The following is a 17,740-nucleotide window of genomic DNA, read 5'->3' as shown; positions in this document are numbered from 1 at the left end:
CATGAGCGCACGCGACACCGTCGAGATCGGGCTCAACCGCTTCGCCCGCCGCGGCTACGACCTCGACGAGGTCTCGATCGTCCCGTCCCGGCGCACCCGTGACGTCGACGACGTCTCCACCGCCTGGCAGATCGACGCCTTCCGGTTCGGGATGCCGCTGGTGACCAGCCCGTCCGACGCCGTGGTCAGCCCGGCGACCGCGATCGCCGTCGGGCAGGCCGGCGGCCTGGGCGTGCTCAACGCCGAGGGGCTGTGGGCCCGGTACGAGGACCCGCTGCCGGTCTACCGGAAGCTGCGCGAGGCCGCCGGCAGCCAGGCGCCCCCGGTGTCCCTGCTGCAGGAGGTCTACGGAGAGTCGGTCAAGCCCGAGCTGATCGGGGAGCGCATCCGGGAGATGCGCGACGCCGGGGTCACCACGGCGGTCCGCGTCTCGCCGCAGCACACCGAGTGGCTCGCGCCCGCTGCCCTCGGCGCCGGCGTCGACCTGCTGGTCATCCAGGGCACGATCGTCTCCGCCGAGCACGTGACCACCCAGGGCGACGCGCTGAACCTCAAGGAGTTCATCGCCGACCTCGACGTCCCGGTGATCGTCGGTGGCGCGGCGAACTACACGACCGCCCTGCACCTGATGCGCACCGGCGCGGCCGGGGTCATCGTCGGCGTCGGTGCCGACAGCTACTCCACGACCGACGACATCATGGGCATCCGCGTGCCGCTGGCCAGCGCGATCGCCGACGCCGCCGCTGCCCGCCGGGACTACCTGGACGAGACCGGCGGGCGGTACGTGCACGTCATCGCCAACGGCCGGATCGAGACCAGCGGCGCCATCGCCCGGGCCCTGGCCTGCGGTGCCGACGCCGTCCAGCTCGGCGAGCCGCTGCGCGGGGCGGCAGAGGCACCGGGCGGTGGCGTCTGGTGGGACTCGGTGGCGGCGCATCCGCGGCTGCCGCGCGGCGTGACCTCGGCGCCGATCGAGCCGGCCGGCTCGCTGGAGCAGGTGCTGCTCGGACCGGCGGAGTCCGCCGACGGCCGGACCAACCTGTTCGGCGCCCTGGCCCGCACGATGGCCAAGACCGGCTACTCGGACCTCAAGGAGTTCCAGCGCGTCGATCTCGTGATCGGCGGCTGAGCGTGGACTTCCCGACCGTCCTGGTCGTCGACTTCGGTGCCCAGTACGCCCAGCTGATCGCCCGGCGGATCCGGGAGGCCGGCGTCTACTCCGAGCTCGTCTCCTCCGAGGTGCCGGCCGAGGAGATCATCGCCCGCAAGCCGGCGGCGATCGTCCTCTCCGGTGGGCCGTCGAGCGTCTACGCGCCCGAGGCCCCGCAGGTCGACCCGGCGCTGTTCGAGTCCGGGGTCCCCGCCTTCGGCATCTGCTACGGCTTCCAGGCCATGGCCGCCTCGCTCGGCGGCACCGTCGCGCGGACCGGCGACCGCGAGTACGGCGGCACCCCGCTGACCGTGACGACCGAGGGCCGGCTGTTCGGTGACCTGCCGCTGGAGCAGAACGTCTGGATGAGCCACGGGGACGCGGTCAGCGCCGCACCTCCCGGCTTCACCGTGACCGCCACCTCCACCGGGGCGCCCGTGGCCGCCTTCGAGGACGTCGACCGCAGGCTCGCCGGTGTCCAGTTCCACCCCGAGGTGCGGCACACCGCGCACGGGCAGACCGTGCTCGAGCACTTCCTCTTCGACATCGCCGGGCTGGAGCCCACCTGGACGATGGCCAACGTCGTCGACGAGCAGGTGGAGCGCATCCGGGCCCAGGTCGGCCAGGGGCGCGCGCTGTGCGCGCTGTCCGGTGGCGTGGACTCCGCCGTCGCCGCCGCGCTGGTGCAGCGGGCCATCGGTGACCGGCTCACCTGCGTCTACGTCGACCACGGGCTGATGCGCGAGGGCGAGACGGAGCAGATCGAGCGCGACTTCGTCGCCGTCACCGGGGTGGACCTGCGGGTCGTCGACGCCCGCGACCAGTTCCTCGGTGCGCTCGCCGGGGTCTCCGACCCCGAGCAGAAGCGGAAGATCATCGGCCGCGAGTTCATCCGGGTCTTCGAGCAGGCCGCCCTCGACGTCGTCGGCGACGCCAAGGAGCACGGCGAGCAGGTCGACTTCCTCGTGCAGGGCACGCTCTACCCCGACGTCGTCGAGTCCGGCGGCGGCAGCGGGACGGCGAACATCAAGAGCCACCACAACGTCGGCGGGCTGCCCGAGGACCTGCAGTTCAGCCTCGTCGAGCCGCTTCGGACGCTGTTCAAGGACGAGGTCCGCGAGGTCGGGCTGCAGCTGGGCCTGCCCGAGGCCATGGTGTGGCGCCAGCCCTTCCCGGGCCCGGGTCTGGGCATCCGGATCGTCGGCGAGGTGACCCGGGAGCGGCTGGAGATCCTGCGCCAGGCCGACGCGATCGTCCGCGCCGAGCTGACGGCCGCGAAGCTCGACCGCGAGATCTGGCAGTGCCCGGTCGTGCTGCTGGCCGACGTCCGGTCGGTCGGGGTGCAGGGCGACGGGCGGACCTACGGGCACCCCATCGTGCTGCGCCCGGTGTCCAGCGAGGACGCGATGACGGCGGACTGGACGCGGCTGCCCTACGACGTGCTGGCGAGGATCTCGACGCGGATCACCAACGAGGTGGCCGAGGTCAACCGGGTCACCCTCGACGTCACGAGCAAGCCCCCGGGGACCATCGAGTGGGAGTAGCCATCTGACGGTCCCGGTGGCCGACACCCGGGACCTCTGCTGGGGTGGACGACGGCAGGGGCGTCGGGTGAGTGGAGGAACGGGTGACCGCGACGCCGTGGCCGCTCGTCCCCAGCGTGCTCGCACTGGTGGGCATGGCGGTCGTCATCGTCGTGGTCGGCGTCAAGCTCACCCGGATCGCGGACACCCTCTCGGAGCGGACCGGGCTCGGTGACGCGGTGGGCGGGGCGCTGCTCCTGGGTGCGCTGACCTCGCTGCCGGGCAACGTCACCGTGCTCACCGGGGCGCTGGAGGGCGATCCCGGCTTCGCGCTGAGCAACCCGGTCGGCGGTATCGCCCTGCAGACGGTGTGGCTCGCGATCGCCGACCTGGCCTACCGCCGGGCCAACCTGGAGCACGCCGCCGCGTCGCTGGAGAACGTGCTGCAGTCGGTGCTGCTCTCGGCGATGCTGGCGATCCCGGTGATCGGGTACGCCACCCCGGCGCTGCAGCTCGGCTGGTTCCACCCGCTGTCCCTGCTGATCCCCGTGCTGTACGCCTACGGGCTGCGGCTGCTGCGCAAGATGCGCGAGGAGCCGATGTGGCAGCCGACGTGGACCGACCAGACCGCCGACGACGACACCGGCGAGGCCAACGGCAACGGCAACGGCAATGGCGACGGCGGGGACGGCCAGGACGAGGACCCCTACGGCGGGACGTCGACCCGTGGGCTGTGGACGCGGCTGGGATCGCTCGGGCTCGTCGTGGGCGTGGCCGGCTGGATCGTCGGGCAGGCCGGGCTCGGGATCGTGGCGGCGACCGGCCTGGACAGCGGCCTGATCGGCTTCACCCTGACGACCGGCGTCAGCTCGCTGCCCGAACTGGTCGTCCTGGTCACCGCCGTCCGGCTGGGCCAGCTCACCCTCGGCATCGGCAACATCGTCGGCGGCAACGTCTACGACGTCCTCATGATCACCATCGCCGACCTCGCCTACCTCGAGGGTCCCCTGTACCGGGACGCCGGCCCCACGAGCCTGGTGCTGCTGGGCGGAACCCTGCTGATGACCTCCGTCCTGGCCGGTGGGCTGATCCTCCGCGACCGGAAGGGGATCGGCTTCGAGGGCATCTGCATCCCGTTCATCTACCTGGGCACGGTGGCCCTGGTCTTCGCCAGCGGCTGACGGCGCCGCAGCCGCGCGGTCAGGGCCGTGCGCGGTAGACCAGCCCCCGGCCGTCGTCGGCGGTGAGGATCAGCCGGTCGCCGTCGACAGCGACGCCCGGCCCGGCCTCCAGCACCGCGGTCACGTGCCCGTCCTGCGCGGCCAGGGGCGCGTCGGCGTCGCAGCCGATGCCGGGCAGCGGGTCCAGGGCGAGGACGTCACCGCTCCGCCGCCACGTGGAGGCCCAGGCGGTGCAGCCGGTCGTGCCGGTCGCCGTCCCGTCGGGTGCCAGCTCCAGCAGCGGCTCGCCCAGCACCGACGACGCCGTCTCTCCGTCGACCAGCGACTCGAGCACCCAGCTGGTGCCCACGAGCGGGCTGTCGGGCACGGCGGGTACCGGGCGGAACCGGAGCTCGACGTCGTCGCCGGTCAGCACCAGCTCGTCGCCGTCCACGGTCCGGGTGTCGACGGCGGCGAGCGCGGCCACATAGGCGCTCTCGGCGGCCATCACCTCCGGCTCGCAGCCCATCTCGGTCCGCCCGATCCCCTCGAGGGAGAGCGCGTCCCCCTCCAGCCGGACCGTGGCGAACCACCGGTTGCAGAAGGCGGTCCCGCGCGCCTCGTCCCCGGCGAGCTCGAGCGTGGCGCGCGGCCCGGGCGGTGCCGGCAGCTCGGTGCCGCCCGCCGTGCCGCCGGTGAGCTGCCACTCGCCCTCGACGTCGGCAGCCGCGCCGCCCGCCACGGCGTCCGGGCCGCAGGCGGCCAGCGCCAGCACGCCGGGCAGGAGCAGCACGAGGCGGCGCATGCCCTTCACGACGCCCGGCCGCCGCACCTGGTTCCCCGCACGAGGGCCCGGGGAGCGGTGTGCTCCCCGGGCCCTCGCCGCCCCTCCTGCCGCGGTCAGCGCCGGCGGCGTGCCCGGCGCAGTTCGCGCACCAGCAGCGCGATGCCGCCGACCACCAGGACCACCCAGACCGGGCCGCCGTTGTCGACCCACGGATCGGGCAGGTCCAGCTCGGCCATCCCGGCGACGGCGAGGAGGACGAACACCAGGCCCGCCACCAGCGAGGTGGCGTCCACCCCGGTCCGCCCGGCGGGGCGGTCGGCCCCGTGCGGTGTCCCGGTCTCCGGGTCCGCCGTCGGCACCTCCTGCCAGCCCGTGGACGTCGTGGGGAACTCGTCGTGGTCAGCCACGGGACACCTCCAGGTCTCCGACGCCCAGGTCGATCTCGATGACGAACTCCGGGCGCTCGTCGTCGGTCCACTCGGCCGTTCCGCTGCCGGGCATCAGCTGCCCGTCCAGGGTCTCGTCGGCGCCGGAGCCGCGGATGTCACCGATCGCCACGTCGGCCGTCACGCGCACGTCGGCCGAGCGCGGGACGAGCACCTGGATCTCGCCCACGCCACCCTCGATCCGCGTCCGGACGGGGCCGTCCAGGTCGGACAGGTCGACCGCGGTGAGGTCGAGGGTCAGCTCGCCCATGCCCAGGTCGTAGAGCGGCCGGACGTCGGCGGCGGTGGCCGGCCGGTAGGTGCGCTCGCCCACGGAGCCGCCGTCGGGCAGCGCCGAGACGCTGAACAGCGCGGCGGACAGGACGGCGCCCAGGGCGATGAGCCCGCCCCGCGCGGACCGGCCGGGGACGAAGGCGGCGGCCACCAGGCCGAGCCCGACGACCAGCAGCGCGGAGCCGAGGAAGGCCCGGGGTCCGACGTCCCAGCCGCTGGTGCTCGTCGCGAGCGCGAGCAGGCCGAGGACGATGAGCAGCCCGGCGATGGTGACTCCGGGGACCGGTGAGCGCGGCCCGGGCGGGGGCTTCGGTGCCCGCACCGCGGCCGGTCCGGCCGCGGCTCCGGCGCCGGCGACCGGGTCGGCGGGCATCAGCAGCCAGAGCAGCGCGTACGCGAGGACGCCGAAGCCGCCGGCGAAGGCCAGCGCCACGAACCCGACCCGCCAGAGCAGGGGGTCGATGCCGCTGTACTGCGCGAGGCCGCCGCTGACGCCGCCGAGCATCTTGTCGGTGCGGCTGCGGCGCAGCTGCGTCCGGCCCGCCGCGCCGTCCTGAGGCGGCGGGGGTGGGGGCGGGGGCGGCCAGGCGGGCGGCTCCAGGGGAGGGGCGGGAGGCGGTGCGGAGGTCATGGCGTCGATCGTGCGCGCCGGGCCGGCGCCCAGACCATCAGGGAACGCCCGGATCCGACCCTGGTTCGCACCCCGGCTCCCTTCGCAGGGTGATCACCGGTGTTCCGCCGGGGGTGGGCGGTGCGACGATCGGTGCGTGACGATCCCCGCGACCGGTGCCCCGGCGCCGATGGCCGCGGCGCGACCGCCACTGGTCCGCCCCCGGTCGGGTCGCGTGCTGGCCGGCGTCGCCGCGGGGACCGCGGCGCACCTGCGGCAGGACGCACTCGTGGTCCGCGTCGGATTCTTCGTGCTGGCCACCACCGGCATCGGTGTCATCGCCTACGTCCTGCTGTGGCTGACCATGCCGGTCGCGGAGCCGGGCACCGCGGAGGCGACGGCGCGCACGGGCGTCGGCTGGCGCCCGTCGCGACCGCGCGAGTGGGCGGGCCTGGTCGTCGTCACCGCGCTGGGGGTGGCGCTGGTCGGCCAGCTCGTCCAGTGGGGGAGCAGCGACCTGGTCCTGCCGCTGGTGCTGGTGGCCATCGGCCTGGGCGTGATCTGGCGCCAGCTGGACACCGACCGCCCGCTCGAGGTGCCCGGCGGGCGCTGGGCCCTGGCCGGCGGCGTGCTGCTGGCAGGAGCGGGGCTGGTCGTCCTGCTCGCGACCACCGGCCAGCTGGCCGCCGCACGCAACGGGTTCGCGGCGACCCTCGTGATCCTGACCGGCGTCGCGCTGGCGACCGCCCCGATCTGGCGCCGGCTGCTGGACTCGCGGGACGAGGAGCGCGCCGCGCGCATCCGGTCGGAGGAGCGCGCCACGGTCGCGGCGCACCTGCACGACTCGGTGCTGCAGACGCTGGCGCTCATCCAGCGGCATGCCGACGACCACCAGTCGGTGAGCCGGCTGGCCCGCAGCCAGGAGCGCGAGCTGCGCGCCTGGCTGTACGACCCGAAGGTCGTCCGGGAGGGCGGCACGTGGGCGGGTCTGGTGGCCGGCATGGTCGCCGAGGTCGAGAGCGACCACGCCCTGCTGGTCGACCACGTCGTCGTCGGCGACGCCCCGGTCGACGAGGCCCTGGCCGCCCTCGGCGCGGCCACCCGCGAGGCGCTGGTGAACGTGGCCAAGCACTCCGGCGTCCCCGCCGCGGACCTGTACACCGAGGTCACGCCCGAACGGGTGTCGGTCTACGTCCGCGACCGGGGCAAGGGGTTCGACCCGGCGGAGGTCCCCGACGACCGCCGGGGACTGCGCGACTCCGTGAGCGGCCGGCTGGCCCGGCTGGGCGGTACGGCGGTCGTCCGGTCCGCGCACGGCGAGGGAACCGAGGTGGAGCTCGTGCTCCCCAGAGGAGGAACCGCATGACCGCCCCCCGCGTCTTCGTGGTCGACGACCACGCGATGGTCCGGTCCGGTGTGCGCGCCGAACTGGGCGACGACGTCACGTTCGTCGGCGAGGGCGCCGACGTCGCTTCCGCCGTCGAGGGCATCCGTGCCACCCGTCCCGACGTCGTGCTGCTGGACGTGCACATGCCCGGCGGGGGCGGTCGGACGGTGCTGGAGACGTTGCGCGCCGAGCTGCCCGACGTGAAGTGGCTGGCGCTGTCGGTGTCCGACGCGGCCGAGGACGTCATCGCCGTCATCCGGGCCGGGGCGCGGGGGTACGTCACCAAGACGATCTCCGGTGCCGACCTGCTCGACGCCGTCCGCCGGGTCGCCGACGGGGACGTCGTCTTCAGCCCCCGGCTGGCCGGCTTCGTGCTGGACGCCTTCTCGGCAGGCGGGGTTCCCGCGGCCCCCGCCGAGGAGGCCACGGACCCGGGGCTGGACCTGCTGAGCGCCCGCGAGCGGGAGGTCATGCAGCTGCTGGCCCGCGGCTACACCTACCGGGAGATCGGCTCCCGGCTGTTCATCTCGGTGAAGACGGTCGAGTCGCACGCCTCGAACGTGCTGCGCAAGCTCCAGCTGTCCAACCGCAACGAGCTCACGAGGTGGGCGGCCACCAACCGGCTGCTGTGACACGGTCGTCCTCCGGACGACACCGCGGCCACGAACCGTCCCCGGCTGCGACGAGCGCATCCGTCGCGCCTGCACGGAACCCTCCGGGCCCCACTCGGCGCGACACGGGCGTCAGGTGAGCCCGGCGACGTACGCGCGTGCCTCCTCGACCGGGCCCGCCCGGTCGTGCGTGCCGCCCAGGACGATCCAGCCGTTCATGGGTCGCCCTTCCATCGGCTCGAACGGCCGCCCGTCCCCGTCCTCGACCAACCGGCCGAGGCGGGCGGGCGGCAGCTTGACCACCAGGTGCCCGTCCCACCTGATCGCGAAGAACCGCCTGCCCGTCCGCAGGCCGGTGCAGCCGAACATGTGCCCGGGCGTGACGTCCCCGTCGACGAACCGGTCCACCAGGTCCGCCCAGCTCTCGTCGGTCACGGGGGCCGGCAGATCACGCCGTGCGGACCACGTGGAAGGCCTCCGCGAGCCGGCCGCCGGGCAGGCCGAACCGCTGGGCGGTCTGCCGCATCCAGGCGGTGACGAACTCCTCGAGCTGGCCCTCCGGCTGGTGGCTCACCTGCGTGACGTGCGACCGCAGGGCGGCGAACTTGCGGTCGACGACGTCGGTCACGTCCACCGCGTGGTCGGCGCGGGGGCTGGCGCCCAGCCACACCTCCGGCACGGTCCAGGCCTCCAGGCCCTCGTCGGCGAGCAGCTCCGGGAAGGCGAACGGGTTGCGGGCGTCGGGGTAGACCGCCCGCAGCGTCGACTCGCCGACGGTCATGTGGTCGGGGTGGCTGGCGCCGATGCGCTCCCAGAAGCGTTCCGGCGAACTGGTGAGCACCCGCTGCGGCCGCACCTGCCGGATCACCCGGCTGATGTCGCGGCGCAGGTCCAGGGTGAGCTCCAGCCGGCCGTCGGGGTAGCCGAGGAAGCGCACGTCGGTGACGCCGACCTCCGCGGCGGCGGCGCGCTGCTCGGCCCGGCGGAGCGGGCCCATCTGATCGCGCGGCGTCTCGTCGAAGCCTCCGGCGTCGCCGTCGGTGACGATGCAGTAGGTGACCTCGGTGCCGGCGGCCGTCCACGTCGCGACCGTCCCGGCGGAGCCGAAGTCGACGTCGTCGGGGTGGGCCAGGACGCAGAGGACGCGGTCGACGTGGTCGGCCGGGCCCGGGGGGAGCGGTGCGGTCACCTGCGGCAGCCTAGGGTGACCGGGGATCCGACTCAGCGATTGAAGGACACATGAAGCGCGCACTCGTCACCGGGATCACCGGTCAGGACGGGCTCTACCTGTCCGAGCTGCTGCTGTCGAAGGGCTACGAGGTCTACGGCCTCATCCGCGGCCAGAACAACCCCAAGGCCGACCTGGTCCGCGACGTGGTCCCCGACGTGCGCCTGCTCAACGGGGACATCACCGACCTGGCCAGCCTGATCCGCGCGCTGTCGGAGGCCCAGCCCGACGAGGTCTACAACCTCGGCGCGGTCTCCTTCGTGGCGTACTCCTGGGAGAACGCGCGGCTGACCTCGGACGTGACCGGCCTGGGTGTGCTCAACGTCCTCGAGGCCACCCGGCTGCACGCGGGCCCGGACCTGTCGAAGATCCGCTTCTACCAGGCCTCGAGCTCGGAGATGTTCGGCAAGGTGCAGGACGTGCCCCAGCGCGAGACCACGCTGCTGTGGCCGCGCTCGCCCTACGGCGTGGCCAAGGTCTACGGCCACTACATGACCATCAACTACCGCGAGTCCTACGGGATGCACGCCTCGTCGGGGATCCTCTTCAACCACGAGTCCCCGCGCCGCGGCCCGGAGTTCGTGACCAGGAAGATCACCCGCGCCGTGGCCCGCATGACGCTCGGTCTGCAGGACACCCTCGCGCTGGGGAACCTCGACGCCAAGCGGGACTGGGGCTTCGCCGGCGACTACGTCGAGGCGATGTGGCTGATGCTCCAGCAGGAGCAGGCCGACGACTACGTCGTCGCCACGGGCGAGACGCACTCCATCCGGGAGTTCCTCGAGATCGCCTTCGCGCACGTGGGCATCGACGACTGGCGGGACCGGGTGACGCAGGACCCGCGTTTCCTGCGGCCGGCGGAGGTCGACCTCCTGATCGGTGATCCCTCCAAGGCGCGGGAGCGGCTCGGGTGGCAGCCCAAGGTCGGCTTCGAGGACCTGGTCCGCATGATGGTCGACTCCGATCTGGCCGAACAGCGCACCCTCTCGGGCCGGTGAGCGCCGTGCGCGTCCTCGTGACCGGGGCCACCGGGCAGGACGGCAGCTACCTCGTCGAGCAGCTGCTGGCCGAGGGGGCCGAGATCCACGCCCTCGTCCGGCCGGACGAGGAGCCCGGGCCCGGTGCCCACCCGCTGCCCGGCGCGGTGCACCAGCACGCGGGGGATCTCCGCGACGGGCCGGCCCTGGAGGCGCTGGTCGCCGCCGTCGAGCCCACCGAGATCTACAACCTCGGGGGCTTGAGCTCGGTGGCGCTGTCGTGGCAGGAGCCGGCCCTGACCGCGCAGATCAGCGGCCTGGCGGTGGGGCACCTGCTCGCGGCCGCGCACGACCTGCAGGAGCGCAGCGGTCGGCCGGTGACGTTCGTGCAGGCCTCCAGCGCCGAGATCTTCGCCCGCACCTCGCGCATCCCGCAGGACGAGACGACGCCGCTGCGCCCGCTGTCCCCGTACGGCGCGGCCAAGGCCTACGCGCACCACCTCGTCGGCGTCTACCGCGCCCAGGGGCTGCGGGCGTGCAGCTGCGTGCTCTACAACCACGAGTCTCCGCGCCGTCCCGAGACGTTCGTGACGCGGAAGATCACCGCAGGGGTGGCGCGGATCGCCCGCGGCCTGCAGGACGAGCTGGCGATGGGCAACCTGGATGCGCGGCGCGACTGGGGCTGGGCCCCGGACTACGTGCAGGCGATGGTCCTGGCGGCCCGCGCCGACCGGGGCCGCGACTACGTCATCGCGACCGGCGTCTCGCACAGCGTGCGGGACTTCGTCGAGGCGGCGTTCCGGGCCGCGGGCATCGACGACTGGGAGCGGCACGTCACCCTCGACCCGCGCTTCGTCCGCCCCTCGGACGCCCCGGAGCTGGTGGGTGACGCGACGCGCGCCCGGCAGCTGCTCGGCTGGCAGTCGTCGGTCGGGTTCGAGGAGGTCGTGGCGCGGATGGTGGAGCACGATCTGACAGCGGTGGACGGTGCGGCCTGAGCACAACTTGTGCTTGACCGGACCGGTCCGTCGTAGCCGGCATGCGACGTCCGGGGCGGGTGGGGACGGGTGTGACTGGTGATCCGTTGCGGCGCGAAACCGTTTTCGTGTGTCGTCTTCAGTCGCGGACCGGAGGGGGTCGCGGACATACAGTCACCTCGCCATGACTGAAGCCCAGGCACTGCCTCTCCCCGGGACTGCCGACTCGCGCCGGATCGGCTCGGTGCCCCGGCGCCTGCCGGTGCCGCGCCCGGAGCTGGACGTCGTCCCACCGCCCGCGGGTCGCGAGTGGCCCGCTGTCTCGGTCGTCATGCCGGTCCTCAACGAGGAGAAGCACCTGGCCGCCAGCGTGGGCCAGATCCTCGGGCAGGAGTACGGCGGCGAGCTCGAGCTGATCATCGCCCTCGGCCCCTCCAAGGACGCCACCGACCGCATCGCCCGCAAGCTCGCCTTCAGCGACGCGCGGATCAAGCTGGTGAGGAACCCGACCGGGCGGACGCCGGCCGGTCTGAACGCCGCGGTGCTGGCGGCGAGCCACGACATCATCGCCCGGGTCGACGGGCACGGCGTCCTGCTGCCCGGCTACATGGAGAAGGCCGTCCGGCTGCTCGAGGAGACCGGGGCCGCGAACGTCGGCGGCCTGATGCTGGCCGTGGGGGAGACCCCCTTCGAGCAGGCCGTCGCCCGCGCCTACGGGTCCAAGGTCGGTCTGGGCGGCGGCAGCTTCCACGTCGGCGGCAGCGAGGGGCCGGCGGAGTCGGTGTACCTCGGCGTCTTCCGCCGCGACGTGCTGGAACGGCTCGGCGGCTTCAACGACCACTACCACCGGGCCCAGGACTGGGAGCTCAACTTCCGCATCCGCCAGGCCGGCGAGCTCGTCTGGTTCTCGCCGGACCTCGCGGTGACCTACCGGCCTCGGTCGTCCTGGCCGGAGCTGGTCCGCCAGTTCTTCCACACCGGCCGCTGGCGGCGGGAGGTCATCCGTCAGTACCCCGACACCGCCTCGGCCCGGTACCTGGCCCCGCCGGTCGTCACCGGCGCCATCCTGGCCGGCGCGGCGATCGGTGCGGCGGGCGCCGTCGCCGGGGTGCCCGCGCTCCGCCGCGGCTGGCTGGCCCCGCTGATGTACGTGCTGGGCGTCCTGCTCGCCTCCTTCCGCGAGGGCCGCGGGCTCCCGTGGCGGGCGCAGGCGCTGCTGCCCGCTGTCCTGGCGAGCATGCACCTGAGCTGGGGAGCGGGCTTCCTCTTCGGTCGACGACCGCGTTAGTCCTCGCACGGATGCGACCGGCCGGCGTTCCGCCCCGAGGGCGGGTGCGCCGGCCATCGGCATGCGCGGGCCGACCGCCCGAGGCCCCTGCCGGACCCTGATCACGGCGGGTGCGGCGGCGGCTGCTCCGTGGACCGAGCCCCCCGAGGCCGGCTGCTCCGGCGTGTCTCGACCGCTGTTGCGTCACCGGACGGGGACGGTCCGTCACATTGATGTCGTGACGGGAAGGTTCTGCTGTGACCTGCAGAGTCTCGCGTGACAGGTGGGCGACCCGAGACCGAACGGTTTCGGCACGTCCCCCGTCGATATCAAGCCAAAACGTATAGTCACCGCGCCAACACAGCGTGCTCGCACAGCACTGTCTTCAGGCCTCGGATCGCTCGTCGCTCCGGTCGTCCGACTCAGATCTGCGCTGGCAAGGCGGTCCCCATGCGCGGTGCTCATCGCGCGAGCAACGAGGAGTTCCCGGAGACATGCTGACCACCTACCAGGTCACCGAGCAGCTGGAGCAGCCGGAGCCGCTCGTGGATGCCGAGCCGTCCGCCCCGGCCCGGCGCCGACCGTCGCGGCGGTCGATCCTCCTCGCGCTCCTCGCGCTCCTGAACGTCGTCGTGCCGGCGGTCATCGCCTGGCAGGCGTCGCTCACCGTGCCGACGTACCACCTCGACGGCGCCTTCCAGACCGCCAGTGGTCTCTTCCGCCTCTCCGAGGGGGACGTGCCCGGTCGCGACTTCTACCCCTACCTGGGCATCGGCCCGCTGTACGTCCTGTATCCGTTCTTCCTGCTGTTCGGTGCGGACCTGACCGCCTCGGTCTTCGCTGCCCACTTCGTCGCCCTGCTGTCGGCGCAGATCGTGGTGGCCGTCCTCGTCAGCCTGATCGTGCGCCGCCGCTCGGTCTGGGTCTTCGGGCTCGCAGCGACGGTGCCCCTGGCGGTGATCGCGGTCACCAACCTGTGGCCGGGGGTCTACGGGATGGAATCAGCCTGCGGGAACTGCCTCGGCATGATCCGGTACGCGGCCGATCCCGGGCACAGCCTGCGGCCGCTCCGCGCCATGGCGCCCTACCTGCTGGTGCTGGTCGCGGCCGCGGCGTTCTTCGGGACGTGGAAGCAGTCGACCAGGATGGTCACCCTGGGTGTGGCCACCGGCGTCGTCGCCGCTCTGTGGTCCAACGACTACGGGCTCGTGTCCGCAGCGCTGATGGTCCTGCTCGTCACCGCGCTCCAGGCGCGACGCCGCGACCAGGCGTGGATGCGCTCGGTCCTGCTGCTGTGGGGCAGCTCCCTCGCCGCCTTCCTCGGCGCCGGCTTCCTGGCCACCTGGGGGCGCTTCGTCCCCTATGTCGAGTACAACCTCGTCGACGTGCGCGGGGACCAGTTCTGGTACTTCGGGCCGTGGGACGAGCCGTACCGGGTCTTCTCCGCAGGGGACCTGCGCGGGGTCATCTCGATCGAGGGGGCCTCCATCGGTCTGGTCGCCCTGGTCGTGGCCCTCGTCGTGGCGGTCCGTCTCCGGAGCCTGCCCTGGGTCCTCGTGGCGTACCTCGGCGTGTCCACGCTGGCCGGCGGGGTCACGGCGACCGTCGGTGGCCATGCGGCCTACTACTTCTGGGCCTTCCGCGTGTGGGGCCTGGTCGTCATCGCCACCTCCCTGGTCATGCTCGTGCGCTACCAGGCCGTCCTGCACCGTCCCGCCCTGGCGCACGTCTGGGACCGGTCGACCCGCCTGCGCCGAGTGGTCGTGGCGCTGACCGTCGTCGCGCTGCTCGGGATCAGCGGCGCCGCCGTCTCCAACGCTGCCGAGCAGCGGAGCTCCCTGGCATCGAGCGACGACTTCGTCTGGGATGCCGACTTCGGCGGCTACCTCGACGCCGAGTACGCCGACCACGTCGCCCTTGCCCGCGAGCTCGGCGAGCCGGCCGTGGAGGAGTACTTCGGCCTGCTCGGGGTGGCCGACGGCCCCGACCCCGACCTGGCGGTCGACGCGGTCATCCACGCGCTCGGCGACCAGCGGCAGGCCTTCGCCGACCGACTGGCGGAGCGACCGGAGCACGTCGTCACCACGACGCCGGAGCGGAGCGAGAACTGGGCCAACTGGAACATGACCGCGAACTGGTGGTTCTACCGCGACCTGCTGCGGTCCTACGTGCCGGAGCAGACCTCGCCGATGACCATCGTCTGGACCAGGGGCGACAGCGTCACGTGGGAGTCCGTCCCCTGCGCCGTCAAGGGCTACCACATCGAACTGGCAGCGCCGGTGAGTGGCCTGTACGAGGTGCAGTTGGACTACCGGGGGCCCGGTGCTAACTCCCGTTCGTTCTCCATGGTCCGCACCAACCTCGACATCCCGCTCGCCGACGGTTATCTCGCACTCGACCCCGGGGCGTCACGTCAGAGCTTCCCCGTGTACGTCCACGACCCTCGGGTGGGGGTGACCAACCTGGCCATGAAGGACGTGCCGGCGGAGGAGGGAGAGCAGCTGAGCAAGCTGATCGGCTGCTCCGCGTCGGCCGTCACGTACCCCGACGCCGATGCGACGGACGACGCGATCGGCGGGATGCTGCGCGCCAACAACGTGCTCCCCTACTGGGGGACCCCGGTGGACGCCACGTTCGGCAAGTGGCGGGACGGCGTGAACACCGAGCACGCGGCCATCCTCGTCCCGCGCACGGAGAAGAACCTGCGGAGGTTCCTGGCCGCTGACAGCGTGCGGTTCGCCACCGGGGAGACCCGCACCATCGAGGAGATCACGGCAACGTCGCGCTGGCTCAACGTCACCCTGAGCGGGGACAAGCTCGACCGGGACGAGACCGCGTATCCGAACCCGTTCTGGCTCGAGAAGGACGCGGGCTGATGACCATCAGTGACGTGCGGCAGGCTCAGCCGCCCGTGGACGCCCTGGACGACGTGACGGCTCCACCGGCGGGATCGCCGAAGCGGCGGTACAAGGCGAACCTCGCCTTCGGTCTGCTGCTCCTCTTCCTCGTGGCGGTGCCCGCCACGCTGGCCTGGCAGGCCGCGCTCCTGGTTCCGACCTTCCACCTCGACGGCGCCTTCCAGACCGCCAGCGGGCTGTTCCGGCTGTCCGAGGGGGAGTGGCCGGGGCGGGACTTCTTCCCCTACCTGGGGATCGGCCCCGTCCTGGTGCTGTACCCGTTCTTCCTCCTGCTGGGCGGCGACATCCAGGCCTCCGTCTTCGCCGCCCACTTCGTCGCACTGTTGTCGGCGCAGATCATCTTCGCCGTGCTGGTCGCCCTCCTCACCGGGCGGCGGTCGCGGTGGGTCATGGCGCTGACGGCCGCTGTGCCGCTCGTCCTGCTCACGGCCACGACGCTCTGGCCGGGCCTCGCCAGCGCCGACAGCGCATGCGGTGGCTGCGTCGGCCTGATGCGGTATGCCGTCGATCCGGGCCTGAGCCTGCGGCCCCTGCGCGGTCTCGCGCCCTACCTGCTCGCCTTCCTCGCCATGGTCGTGCTGTCCGGCAGGTGGCGGACGCGCACCGCGATGGTCGTGCTCGGAGCCGCATCGGGCGCCGTCGGCGCACTCTGGTCGAACGACTACGGCCTCGTCTCGGCGGGCCTGCTGGTCCTCGTGGTGACAGTGCTGCAGGTGCGCCGCCGGGGCAGCGACAGGGCGTCCGCCGTGGCAGTGCTGTGGGGCGCCACCGTCGGGAGCTATCTGGTCACCGGCCTGGTGGCCACGGGCGGCCACCTGCTCCCGTACCTGCGCTACAACCTCGTCGATGTGCGGGGGGACCAGTTCTGGTACTTCCCCGGCTGGGCCGAGGAGTTCAAGGTCTACTCCCTCGGTGACCTGGCCCGCGTGCTGCTGGACGAGCAGGCCGGCGTGGCCGTCGCACTGCTCATCGTGGTGTCGATCGCCGCGTACCGCGCCCGCAGCCTTGCCCTGCTGCTCGTGGCATACGTCGGCGCAGCAACGCTGCTGGGCGGCCTCGCCGCGACCATCGGTGGGCACGCGGGCTACTACTTCTGGACCTTCCGCTTCTGGGCACTCGTCGTCGCGGCTATCGGTGCGGTCGTGCTGGTGCGGAAGCTGGTGGTCAGCCGTCGGTCGGCGCCGGTCGACCGGCGGGTCACGCTGGCGATCCGTGGCGTCGCGGGTGTCGTGACCGTCGGCGCACTGCTCGCCGTCGGCGTGGTGGTCGCCACCGACGCGGCGGACTACCGGAGCGCGCTCGCCGCCGACGACCGCTACGTCTACGACGGGGATCTGGACGGGTACCTCGACGCCCGCTACGCCGATCACGTCGCCCGGGCCCGTGAGCTCGGCGCCCCGGTGATCGAGGAGTACGCCGGCCTGATGAGCGGGGTCAACGGGATGAACTCCGAGCTCGCCGTCGACTCGGTTATCCATGCGCTGGGCGACCAGCGTGACGCCTTCGAGCAGCGTCTGCTCGAGGGGCCCGAGCCCGTGGTCAGCACGGCACCCGGCGCGACCGAGATCATGTGGCCGGACGACTGGTCGTCGTGGGCGATCAGCGCCAACTGGTGGTTCTACCGCGAGCTCTTCCGGGCCTACACCCCGGAGCAGACCTCGCCGATGACGTTGCTCTGGTCGCGGGCCGCCGAGCCCGCCACGTGGGACCCCGTGGCGTGCCGCGTGACCGGCTACGGCGTCGAGATCGACGCACCGCAGGGCGGGCTCTTCGAGGTGCGGCTGGACTACCGCGGACCGGGCCAGAACGCGCGCGCGTTCTCCATGGTCCGCAACTACATCAACTCCCCGGTCGAGGCGAACGGATGGCTGGCACTGGACCCGGGAGCCACCAGCCAGACCTTCCCGGTCTACGTCCACGACTCGTCGACGTTCCGGCTGAAGGACATCGGAGCGGGGACGGGAGATCCGCTGACGACGGTGACCGGCTGCTCGGCCGAGGCCATCAGCTTCCCGCAGGGAGCCGCGACCATGGACCTGTACGGGGAGATGCTCCTCACGAACGGAGCGCTCGACTACCGGGCGACCCCGGCGGACCTGAACTTCGGCTCCTGGGACCACGGGGTGCACACGGAGAGGGCCGCGTTCGCCCTGCCTGCGACGGCGGAGAACCGCAAGGCGCTGCGGTCCGCGGAGACGGTGCGGTTCGGGGACGCCGATGTCCGGACCATCGACGACGTGATGCCGGCGAAGAACTGGCTGGTGGTCTTCGTCTCGGGGCCGTTGCTCGAGCCGGAGGTGGCGGGCTTTCCCCAGCCGTTCCACCTGGGTGACTGACCACAATCCCACTAGTGCGGACATTGCATGCGTTGCCCGAGTGACGTGTGTGGTTCACGGGTGGGACGGGGCGCGGTGGAACGTTTCCGA

15 protein-coding genes are annotated in these 17,740 nt (G+C 72.8%); 10 read left to right on the top strand and 5 right to left on the bottom strand.

What is annotated here, in order from left to right; translation table 11 throughout:
* Window position 1 precedes the first annotated feature (1 nt).
* The 3 genes from ACI793_RS15685 to ACI793_RS15675 all read left to right on the top strand — a co-directional run bounded on the left by ACI793_RS15685 (window position 2) and on the right by ACI793_RS15675 (window position 3,854).
* On the top strand, window positions 2–1,129 hold the full coding sequence (locus ACI793_RS15685) for a GuaB3 family IMP dehydrogenase-related protein (protein WP_456607311.1): 1,128 nt from the start codon (window positions 2–4) through the stop codon (window positions 1,127–1,129).
* Between the two features lie 2 nt (window positions 1,130–1,131).
* Window positions 1,132–2,694 carry a glutamine-hydrolyzing GMP synthase gene (guaA, locus tag ACI793_RS15680; protein WP_456607310.1) on the top strand — a complete coding sequence of 521 codons (1,563 nt, stop codon included), beginning with the start codon at window positions 1,132–1,134 and terminating at the stop codon, window positions 2,692–2,694.
* Between the two features lie 83 nt (window positions 2,695–2,777).
* Window positions 2,778–3,854 (top strand): sodium:calcium antiporter, encoded by a 1,077-nt coding sequence (locus ACI793_RS15675; protein WP_456607309.1) that lies wholly within the window; start codon window positions 2,778–2,780, stop codon window positions 3,852–3,854.
* Between the two features lie 19 nt (window positions 3,855–3,873).
* Here the strand turns inward: ACI793_RS15675 and ACI793_RS15670 are convergent, their stop codons facing one another.
* The 3 genes from ACI793_RS15670 to ACI793_RS15660 form a co-directional block, all read right to left on the bottom strand.
* Window positions 3,874–4,638 (bottom strand): META domain-containing protein, encoded by a 765-nt coding sequence (locus ACI793_RS15670; protein WP_456607308.1) that lies wholly within the window; start codon window positions 4,636–4,638, stop codon window positions 3,874–3,876.
* A 95-nt stretch (window positions 4,639–4,733) separates the two neighbouring features.
* Window positions 4,734–5,027, bottom strand: coding sequence for a hypothetical protein (locus ACI793_RS15665; RefSeq protein WP_456607307.1), 294 nt, complete (start codon window positions 5,025–5,027; stop codon window positions 4,734–4,736).
* On the bottom strand, window positions 5,020–5,970 hold the full coding sequence (locus ACI793_RS15660) for a PspC domain-containing protein (protein ID WP_456607306.1): 951 nt from the start codon (window positions 5,968–5,970) through the stop codon (window positions 5,020–5,022). Before ACI793_RS15660 ends, ACI793_RS15665 begins: the two co-directional genes overlap by 8 nt.
* Before the next feature lie 136 nt (window positions 5,971–6,106).
* On the opposite strand from ACI793_RS15660, the gene ACI793_RS15655 reads away from it, so the two are divergent.
* On the top strand, window positions 6,107–7,315 hold the full coding sequence (locus ACI793_RS15655) for an ATP-binding protein (protein ID WP_456607305.1): 1,209 nt from the start codon (window positions 6,107–6,109) through the stop codon (window positions 7,313–7,315).
* Window positions 7,312–7,968, top strand: coding sequence for a response regulator (locus ACI793_RS15650; protein WP_456607304.1), 657 nt, complete (start codon window positions 7,312–7,314; stop codon window positions 7,966–7,968). Before ACI793_RS15655 ends, ACI793_RS15650 begins: the two co-directional genes overlap by 4 nt.
* 111 nt (window positions 7,969–8,079) lie before the next feature.
* Here the strand turns inward: ACI793_RS15650 and ACI793_RS15645 are convergent, their stop codons facing one another.
* Together ACI793_RS15645 and ACI793_RS15640 are read right to left on the bottom strand one after the other, a co-directional pair.
* Window positions 8,080–8,382 (bottom strand): hypothetical protein, encoded by a 303-nt coding sequence (locus ACI793_RS15645; protein ID WP_456607303.1) that lies wholly within the window; start codon window positions 8,380–8,382, stop codon window positions 8,080–8,082.
* Window positions 8,383–8,395: 13 nt separating this feature from the next.
* A complete protein-coding gene (locus ACI793_RS15640) occupies window positions 8,396–9,136 on the bottom strand; it encodes a PIG-L deacetylase family protein (protein WP_456607302.1) in 741 nt (246 codons plus the stop codon).
* Window positions 9,137–9,186: 50 nt separating this feature from the next.
* On the opposite strand from ACI793_RS15640, the gene gmd reads away from it, so the two are divergent.
* The 5 genes from gmd (at window position 9,187) to ACI793_RS15615 (ending at window position 17,650) form a co-directional block, all read left to right on the top strand.
* Window positions 9,187–10,173 (top strand): GDP-mannose 4,6-dehydratase, encoded by a 987-nt coding sequence (gmd, locus tag ACI793_RS15635; protein ID WP_456607301.1) that lies wholly within the window; start codon window positions 9,187–9,189, stop codon window positions 10,171–10,173.
* Window positions 10,170–11,150, top strand: coding sequence for a GDP-mannose 4,6-dehydratase (locus ACI793_RS15630; protein WP_456607300.1), 981 nt, complete (start codon window positions 10,170–10,172; stop codon window positions 11,148–11,150). Before gmd ends, ACI793_RS15630 begins: the two co-directional genes overlap by 4 nt.
* A gap of 163 nt (window positions 11,151–11,313) precedes the next feature.
* Window positions 11,314–12,417: a glycosyltransferase family 2 protein gene (locus ACI793_RS15625; RefSeq protein WP_456607299.1), complete on the top strand. Its 1,104-nt coding sequence runs from the start codon at window positions 11,314–11,316 to the stop codon at window positions 12,415–12,417.
* Between the two features lie 473 nt (window positions 12,418–12,890).
* Window positions 12,891–15,272, top strand: coding sequence for a hypothetical protein (locus ACI793_RS15620; RefSeq protein ID WP_456607298.1), 2,382 nt, complete (start codon window positions 12,891–12,893; stop codon window positions 15,270–15,272).
* A complete protein-coding gene (locus ACI793_RS15615; RefSeq protein WP_456607297.1) occupies window positions 15,272–17,650 on the top strand; it encodes a hypothetical protein in 2,379 nt (792 codons plus the stop codon). The genes ACI793_RS15620 and ACI793_RS15615 overlap by 1 nt, the downstream gene beginning before the upstream one ends.
* Window positions 17,651–17,740: the final 90 nt, after the last annotated feature.

It is taken from the genome of Blastococcus sp. SYSU DS0617, assembly GCF_054051075.1.
The sequence above is the reverse complement of the archived record's forward strand: the minus strand, read 5'-3'. Positions and strand labels throughout refer to the sequence as shown.

Excerpts from the sequence above, each read along its gene's own strand:
- ACI793_RS15685 (WP_456607311.1), top strand. The coding sequence starts at position 2 with ATGAGCGCACGCGACACCGTCGAGATCGGGCTCAACCGCTTCGCCCGC.
- gmd (WP_456607301.1), top strand. The coding sequence starts at position 9,187 with ATGAAGCGCGCACTCGTCACCGGGATCACCGGTCAGGACGGGCTCTAC.
- ACI793_RS15625 (WP_456607299.1), top strand. The coding sequence starts at position 11,314 with ATGACTGAAGCCCAGGCACTGCCTCTCCCCGGGACTGCCGACTCGCGC.
- ACI793_RS15660 (WP_456607306.1), bottom strand. The coding sequence starts at position 5,970 with ATGACCTCCGCACCGCCTCCCGCCCCTCCCCTGGAGCCGCCCGCCTGG.
- ACI793_RS15650 (WP_456607304.1), top strand. The coding sequence starts at position 7,312 with ATGACCGCCCCCCGCGTCTTCGTGGTCGACGACCACGCGATGGTCCGG.
- ACI793_RS15670 (WP_456607308.1), bottom strand. The coding sequence starts at position 4,638 with ATGCGCCGCCTCGTGCTGCTCCTGCCCGGCGTGCTGGCGCTGGCCGCC.
- ACI793_RS15615 (WP_456607297.1), top strand. The coding sequence starts at position 15,272 with ATGACCATCAGTGACGTGCGGCAGGCTCAGCCGCCCGTGGACGCCCTG.
- ACI793_RS15620 (WP_456607298.1), top strand. The coding sequence starts at position 12,891 with ATGCTGACCACCTACCAGGTCACCGAGCAGCTGGAGCAGCCGGAGCCG.